General features: G+C 72.7%; 5 protein-coding genes. All 5 read left to right on the top strand.

What is annotated here, in order from left to right; all coding sequences use genetic code 11:
- The first annotated feature begins 116 nt into the window (after positions 1–116).
- Entirely contained in the window at positions 117–2,927 is a 2,811-nt protein-coding gene (gene leuS, locus ACFW2E_RS35090; protein ID WP_384472477.1) for a leucine--tRNA ligase, read from the top strand.
- Between the two features lie 142 nt (positions 2,928–3,069).
- Positions 3,070–3,807 (top strand): hypothetical protein, encoded by a 738-nt coding sequence (locus tag ACFW2E_RS35095; protein WP_384472480.1) that lies wholly within the window; start codon positions 3,070–3,072, stop codon positions 3,805–3,807.
- 72 nt (positions 3,808–3,879) lie between these two features.
- On the top strand, positions 3,880–4,725 hold the full coding sequence (locus tag ACFW2E_RS35100; RefSeq protein WP_384472483.1) for a DegV family protein: 846 nt from the start codon (positions 3,880–3,882) through the stop codon (positions 4,723–4,725).
- Positions 4,726–4,841: 116 nt separating this feature from the next.
- Positions 4,842–6,044, top strand: a complete 1,203-nt coding sequence (locus tag ACFW2E_RS35105; protein WP_384472486.1) for a helix-hairpin-helix domain-containing protein — start codon at positions 4,842–4,844, stop codon at positions 6,042–6,044.
- On the top strand, positions 6,041–8,168 hold a 2,128-nt coding region (locus ACFW2E_RS35110), incomplete at its 3' end, for a ComEC/Rec2 family competence protein (RefSeq protein WP_384472489.1). The genes ACFW2E_RS35105 and ACFW2E_RS35110, both read left to right, overlap by 4 nt.

Here is an 8,168-nt window from a genome sequence, read left to right on the forward strand (position 1 = left end):
ATAAACCCGAGCTCTATGTCACTAGTGTTGTTGATTTGCATTACTTCTGCGACAAAACCCGCGCCCCCCCGCTTCCAAGTTCAGGGCAGCCCGCGCCGCACCGCTACACGGCCGCGATGGCGGCCGAGATCGAGGCACGCTGGCAGGACTTCTGGGACGCCGAGGGCACGTACGCGGCGCCGAATCCCAGTGGTGACCTGGCCGGCGACCCCGCGCTGGTCGCCAGGCCCAAGAAGTTCATCATGGACATGTTCCCGTACCCCTCCGGCGCGGGCCTGCACGTCGGCCACCCCCTGGGCTACATCGCCACCGATGTCTTCGCCCGCTTCCAGCGGATGACCGGCCACAACGTCCTGCACACCCTGGGCTTCGACGCCTTCGGCCTGCCCGCCGAGCAGTACGCCGTGCAGACCGGTACGCACCCGCGCGTGTCCACCGAGGCGAACATCGAGAACATGAAGGTCCAGCTGCGCCGGCTGGGCCTGGGCCACGACAAGCGCCGGTCGTTCGCCACGATCGACCCGGACTACTACAAGTGGACCCAGTGGATCTTCCTGCAGATCTTCAACTCCTGGTACGACGACGAGGCCCGCAAGGCCCGCCCGATCTCCGAGCTGATCGCCCAGTTCGAGTCCGGTGAACGCGGCGTACCGGACGACACGCGCGCGTGGAACGAGCTGACCGCTGCCGAGCGTGCCGACGTGCTGGGCGGGTTCCGCCTGGCCTACGCCTCCGACGCGCCCGTCAACTGGTGCCCCGGCCTGGGCACCGTGCTGGCCAACGAGGAGGTCACCGCCGACGGCCGTTCCGAGCGCGGCAACTTCCCCGTCTTCAAGGCCAAGCTGCGGCAGTGGAACATGCGGATCACGGCATACGCCGACCGGCTGCTGGACGACCTGGAGGAGCTGGACTGGCCCGAGGCCATCAAGCTGCAGCAGCGCAACTGGATCGGCCGCTCCGAGGGTGCCCGCGTCGACTTCCCGATCGACGGGGAGCACATCACCGTCTTCACCACGCGTCCGGACACCCTGTTCGGCGCGACCTACATGGTGCTGGCGCCCGAGCACCCGCTGGTCGACAAGTTCACCCCGGACGCCTGGCCGGAGGGCACGCACGAGGTGTGGACCGGCGGCCACGCGACCCCGGGCGAGGCCGTCGCCGCGTACCGGGCGCAGGCCGCCTCGAAGTCGGACGTCGAGCGCCAGGCCGAGGCCAAGGACAAGACCGGCGTCTTCACGGGCGCGTACGCCACCAACCCCGTCAACGGCGAGCGCGTCCCGGTCTTCATCGCCGACTACGTCCTGATGGGTTACGGCACGGGCGCGATCATGGCCGTCCCGGCGGGCGACCAGCGCGACTTCGAGTTCGCACGCGCCTTCGAGCTGCCGATCCGCTGCATCGTCGAGCCGACCGACGGCCGCGGCACCGACACCTCCACCTGGGAGGACGCCTTCGCGTCGTACGACGCGAAGATCATCAACTCCTCCAGTGACGACATCAGGCTGGACGGCCTGGGCGTCGTCGACGCCAAGGCGCGCATCACCGAGTGGCTGGAGCGCAAGGGCATCGGCCAGGGCACCGTCAACTTCCGCCTGCGCGACTGGCTGTTCAGCCGCCAGCGGTACTGGGGCGAGCCCTTCCCGATCGTCTACGACGAGGACGGCATCGCCCACTCGCTGCCCGAGTCGATGCTGCCGCTGGAGCTGCCCGAGGTCGAGGACTACTCGCCGCGCACCTTCGACGCGGACGACGCCGACACCCAGCCCGAGACCCCGCTGTCGCGCAACGAGGAATGGGTCAACGTCACCCTGGACCTGGGCGACGGACCGAAGAAGTACCGCCGCGAGACCAACACCATGCCCAACTGGGCCGGTTCCTGCTGGTACGAGCTGCGCTACCTGGACCCGCACAACAGCGAGAAGCTGGTCGACCCCGGGATCGAGCAGTACTGGATGGGCCCGCGCGAGGGCCGGCCGCACGGCGGTGTCGACCTGTACGTCGGCGGTGCCGAGCACGCCGTGCTGCACCTGCTGTACGCCCGCTTCTGGTCCAAGGTCCTGTACGACCTGGGGCACGTCTCCTCCGCGGAGCCGTTCCACAAGCTGTTCAACCAGGGCATGATCCAGGCCTACGTCTACCGCGACAGCCGCGGCATCGCGGTACCCGCCGCCGAGGTGGAGGAGCGCGACGGCGCGTACTACTACCAGGGCGAGAAGGTCGACCGCCTGCTGGGCAAGATGGGCAAGTCCCTGAAGAACGCGGTGACTCCGGACGAGATCTGCGCCGAATACGGTGCCGACACGCTGCGCCTGTACGAGATGGCCATGGGCCCCCTGGACGTCTCCCGCCCGTGGGACACCCGCGCGGTGGTGGGCCAGTTCCGGCTGCTGCAGCGGCTGTGGCGGAACGTCGTCGACGAGGCGACCGGCGAGACCACCGTCTCGGGCGCCGAGCCCGACGAGGAGACGCTGCGTGCCCTGCACAAGGCGATCGACGGCGTGAGCCAGGACCTGGAGGGCCTGCGTTTCAACACCGCCATCGCCAAGGTCACCGAGCTGAACAACCACCTGACCAAGGCGGGCGGCGCGGTCCCGCGCTCCGTCGCCGAGCCGCTGGTGCTGATGGTCGCGCCGCTGGCCCCGCACATCGCCGAGGAACTGTGGCGCCGCCTGGGCCACACCGGCTCGGTCGTCCACCAGGACTTCCCGGTCGCCGACCCGCGCTACGTCGTGGACGAGACCGTGACCTGCGTCGTGCAGATCAAGGGCAAGGTCAAGGCCCGCCTGGAGGTCCCGCCGGCCATCTCCGACGAGGAGCTGGAGAAGGTGGCGCTGGCCGACGAGAACGTCGTCCGGGCCCTGGGCGGCGCCGGGATCCGCAAGGTGATCGTCCGGGCACCGAAGCTGGTGAACATCGTCCCGGCGTAGGCGCCTGGACACCGCCTCGGGGTAGTCCCCTACGGGCAGGTTCGGGGTCCTTGCGGAACTCCGGACCTGTCTGTTGCGTTTACCGTGGAGGAGCACGAAGAGCGGCGCGGCGTGCGTCGCGGCAGGTTTGAGGAGGAGCGTCGTGGAAGCAGTCCTCACAGTCTTCGCCCTGCTCTTTCTGCTCTTCGTGGTGCTCGGCACCTACGCGACGGTGAAGGCGATCGGCGCCGCCAAGCGAGGCGTCGACCGCACCATCGCGCAGGCGCGCCGCACGGTCGAGGACCACACGCTGCGCGCGAAGTCCTTCGCCCAGCCCGGACCGGCGGGCGAGGTCGCCCAGCTCCGGCTCACCCTGCGCACCTCGATGCGCGCGACCCAGGACGCCCTCCAGGCGGGCGTGGTCGAGGACGAGTCCCTCAAGGAATCCCTCGGCCTCTTCCAGCGCCTCAGCGCGCACGGGCACGAACTGGACGGCGAGCTCAAGCGCCTGGAGTCCGACCCCGACCGGGCGACGCTCGCCGCGCGCCTGCCCGAGCTGCGCCGGCGCACCGAGCGGATCACGCAGTCCGCGGACTCCCTGCGCTGGGCCGTCCGCGACCGGGCCCAGCGCTTCGCGGACGACGACCTGGACGCGCTGAGTGCCCAGATCGACGTCGAGGCAGGCGCGCTGCGGCACTGGACCCGCGCGGACGCCGCGTCCACGCCCCCTCCGTGGCCCGGGGCCCCGGACGAGGCCGACGTCCGCACCGCGGAGCAGACCTGGCCGGAGACCCCGCGGTCCCGCACCGCCGACGAGCCCACCCGGTCCGCCATCACCCCGCCCGGCCGAGTTCCTTCCTACCCCTGGCAGAAGAAGGCCCGCCCGGAGAGCAGCACTTGATCCGGTCGATCCCGGTCCAGGTGAGAGGGGCCGGGCTGCCGTCCGGGCACTACGGCAGGTAACCTCCAGCTCATGTCCCGCCATGTCGCGATCGTCACCGATTCAACGGCCTACCTGCCGCCCCGGACGATGGAGCGCCATGACATCACAGCGGTGCCCCTGACCGTCGTCCTCGGCGGCCAGGCGCTCCAGGAGGGCACCGAGATCTCGACCCGTTCCCTGGCCCAGGCACTGCAGAAGCGGCGCCCGGTCACCACCTCCCGCCCCGGCCCCGAGGTGTTCGCGGAGACCTACCGGCGGGTGGCCGAGTCCGGGGCCACCGGCATCGTGTCGCTCCACCTCTCGGCCGAGCTGTCGGGCACCTACGACGCCGCCGTCGTCGCGGCACGCCAGGCGCCGGTACCGGTGCGGGTGGTGGACACCGGCATGGTCGCGATGGCGCTCGGCTTCTGCGCGCTCGCCGCGGCCGAGGTGGCGGAAGCCGGCGGGACCGCGGACGAGGCCGTCACGGCGGCGGAGAAGCGGGCCGCGGGCACCTCCGCCTATTTCTACGTCGACACCCTCGACTACCTGCGCCGCGGCGGCCGCATCGGGGCCGCCCAGGCCCTGCTGGGTTCCGCACTGGCCGTGAAGCCGCTGCTGCAGTTGGGCGGCGGCCGCATCGAGCTCCTCGAAAAGGTGCGTACGGCGTCGAAGGCCATCGCCCGGCTGGAGGAGATCGTGGCCGACCGGGCCGGCGGCGCCGAGGTCGACATCGCCGTCCACCATCTCGCCGCACCCGACCGGGCTTCGGCCCTCGCCGACCGGTTGCGGACCCGGGTGTCCGGACTGGCCGACCTCCATGTGAGCGAGGTCGGTGCGGTGATCGGGGCGCACACGGGGCCCGGTCTGCTGGGGGTCGTCGTCTCGCCGCGATGAGTCGCGACGAGGGACGCTTCACTCGTCCGAGTGCCGGGGTTTTCCACAACTGGGTGGTAATCCCCGGAAATTGAGCAAGATCATCGCGAATCGGCGGGATGCCCGATCCTCGTCGCATGGCACTTCGATCACGCTCACGCTCATACACCTCGCCCGCGACCAGCGGTCCGGGCCGGAACCCCGCCTCCGACGGCCGCGCCGGTCACCGCCGCTCACCGAACCGGTACCGCGCCCGCCACCGGCCGCCACCGGCGGAGGAGCTGCGCCGCCGCGCGGAACTGCTCTTCGGCGAACACGCCGTGCGGAGGCGTGAGTCGGGGAGCGGACCGCCCGGGCGACAGCCGTGTGCGGCCCCGGCGACGGCGACGATTACGGGCCCGACGGCGGGCACGCCGACGCCGACGACGACGGGTTCGGCGCCCGGAATGAGGCCGGCGCGGACGGCACCCGCTGCCAGGCCGCCAGTCGTCACGCCGGCCCGGACCGCTCCCGTGGACGACGGAGGCGTCGGCGACATCCCCGGGCCCGACGCCGGCCACGAGCCGGTGGAGCCGGACTGGAGGAGTCGGGCCGGTCTCGCCCTCCGCGAGCGGCTGCCGATGTGGTTGCAGGTCAGGTGCGGTCTGGAGCGGCGGGGCGTGGCGGCGCTCGCGGTGCTCCTCGTCGCCGCCGCGGTGTTCGCCGCGCAGCACTTCTGGACCGGTCGCACCCAGTCCGTCAGTGCGCCACAGGTGGTGCGGGCGGAGAGTCCGTACCGGAAGGAGGGCCAGAGCGACGGGACCGGGCAGAGGGAGGAGGGCGGAAAGGGCGGGCGGACCGGGCCCGGAGTCTCCGGCGGCGCCGCTGCTCCGGGGACCGCCGGAGCAGAGATCGTGGTGGATGTCGGCGGCAAGGTGCGCGAGCCCGGGGTCCACCGCCTCCCGGCCGGTTCACGGGTCGCCGACGCGCTCCGCGCGGCAGGTGGAGTGCGGCCGGGCACCAGCACCGAGGGCCTCAACCGCGCCCGCTTCCTCGTGGACGGCGAACAGGTCGTCGTCGGCGGTCCCGCCCCGGCCGCGGGACCCGGCGCGGGCGGCTCCGGTGGCCCCGGTTCGGCCGGAGCCGCCGTGGGCGCGGCAGGGCCCCCGGCCCCGGTCTCCCTCAACACCGCCACCACGGACCAGCTCGACACCCTGCCCGGAGTCGGTCCGGTGCTCGCCCAGCACATCGTCGACTACCGGACCCAGCACGGCGGCTTCCGCTCCGTCGACGAACTGCGCCAGGTCAACGGCATCGGCGCCCGCCGCTTCGCCGACCTGCGGAACCTGGTCCGGCCATGAGCCACGTGCCGGACGACCACCGGCCCGGGCATGCCGTCACCGGCAGGGCGGCAGTGCACGCCGCCTCCGGAAAACGCCTGGGCGCCTCGCATCCCCGGCAGGAAGGACCGACCGACCTGCGCCTCGTGCCGCCCGCGCTCGCGGCCTGGGTCACGGCGGCGCTGACACTGGACGCACCGCCCGGCCTGGTCACCGGTGTCGCGGCCGTTTGCCTGATCACGGCGGGTCTGCTCCTGACCGCGGACAGGAGGAGGCGCGGCGGACGTCACACGGACGCCGGACAGGAGGCCCCGACCGCTCCGGCGAAGTCACCGTCCGCGAGGTCGAACGTCCCACCCCGACGCACGATCGCTCCACACCCACGGCCACCCCTGCCGCTCTCCGTCCCGTCGGCCGCCGTGCTCCTCTGCGTGGCCGCAGCCGCCGTCTCCGCCGGGCTCCACGGAGCGGACCTGCGCCGAGGACCCGTACCCGCCCTCGCCCGTCAGTACGCCGACGTGACCGCCGAGGTCGAAGTCGGCTCCGACCCCTGGCTCAGCAGGCCCCGGGTCACAGGTGATCACGTGGCTCCGGTCGCCGTCCTGATCCACGCGGAGGTGCGGCGCGTCGAGGAGACCGACGGGACGGCCGTGGAGACGCGGACACCGGTGCTGGTGATCGTCGACGGAGACATCCCGGCACCGGACCGGGCGACGGACGGCACCGAAACGGACGGCACCGAAACGGACGGCACCAACACAGACAGAACAGAAACGGACGGCATCGGCACGGGCGTGCCGGACCGGGACTCGCGGCTCGCCTCGGCCGAGCCGCCGGGACGAACGGCCTGGCTCGGGCTGCTGCCCTCGACCCGGCTGCGCGTCAGTGCACGGCTGGCGCCCGCGGCCACGGGCGGGGACCGGACCGCCGCCGTGCTGCGGATCACGAAGCGGAGGGCGCCGCAGATCGTCAGGGAGCCGAGCGGGCCGCAGCGGCTGGCGGGGCGGTTGCGGGCCGGGCTGCGTGAGTCGACCGACGGACTTCCGGCGGATGCGCGGGCACTGCTGCCCGGGCTGGTCGTCGGAGACACCTCGCGGATCACGCCCGAGCTGGACGAGGCCTTCAAGGAGACGGACCTGGCGCACACGCTCGCGGTCTCCGGCAGCAACCTCACCGTCCTGCTCGTCCTGCTCATCGGACCGGCCGGACTGGCCCAGCGAGTCGAGCGCCGCGGTCTCGCGCCGCGCCTCGGCGTCCCGCTTCGGACCACCGCGCTGCTCGCGGCCGCGCTCACGACCGGGTTCGTCGTCGTGTGCCGACCGGACCCGAGCGTGCTGCGGGCGGCGGCCTGCGGAGCCGTGGGGCTGCTCGCACTGGCGACCGGGCGCCGCAGATCACTGATTCCGGCGCTGGCGGCGGCCGTTCTGCTGCTGGTGCTGTACGACCCGTGGCTGGCCCGCAGTTACGGGTTCCTGCTCTCGGTGCTGGCCACCGGCGCCCTGCTGCTGCTCGCGCCACGATGGAGCGCGGCGCTGCGGCGGCGCCGGGTGCCCGGGCGGGTGGCCGAGGCACTGGCTGCCGCCGCCTCGGCGCAGGCCGTGTGCGCGCCCGTCGTCGCCGTGCTGTCGGCGCGCGTGAGTCTGGTGGCGGTGCCCTGCAATCTGCTCGCCGAAGCGGCGGTCGCGCCGGCCACCGTACTGGGCTTCGGAGCGCTCGCGTCGGCACCCGCGGCCATGCCGGTGGCCAAGGTCCTGGCCTGGTGCGCGGGTTGGCCCGCCGGCTGGATCGCCGGGGTCGCCCGGACCGGGGCCGCGTTGCCCGGCGGGGGAGTGGACTGGCCGGGCAGCTGGGCGGGCGCGCTCCTGCTCGCCGCGGTCACGGCGGTCCTCGTGTTCGTCGGACGGCGGCTGCTGAGACATCCGTGGTGGTGCGGCACCCTCGGAATCCTGCTGCTCCTCGCGGTGGTGCGGCCGGTCCCGCTGACCCGGATCGTCACCGGCTGGCCGCCGCCGGGCTGGCGATTCACGATGTGCGACGTGGGACAGGGAGACGCGACGGTACTCGCGGCGGGGGACGGCACCGGGGTGGTCGTGGAGCGCCCGCGCGATCCGGCGCTCGGAGAGCACGAGCTGCGGGAGCTCGGCT

It is taken from the genome of Streptomyces sp. NPDC058964, from assembly GCF_042741275.1.
GTDB lineage: Bacteria > Actinomycetota > Actinomycetes > Streptomycetales > Streptomycetaceae > Streptomyces.

Excerpts from the sequence above, each read along its gene's own strand:
- ACFW2E_RS35100 (WP_384472483.1), top strand. The coding sequence starts at position 3,880 with ATGTCCCGCCATGTCGCGATCGTCACCGATTCAACGGCCTACCTGCCG.
- leuS (WP_384472477.1), top strand. The coding sequence starts at position 117 with ATGGCGGCCGAGATCGAGGCACGCTGGCAGGACTTCTGGGACGCCGAG.
- ACFW2E_RS35105 (WP_384472486.1), top strand. The coding sequence starts at position 4,842 with ATGGCACTTCGATCACGCTCACGCTCATACACCTCGCCCGCGACCAGC.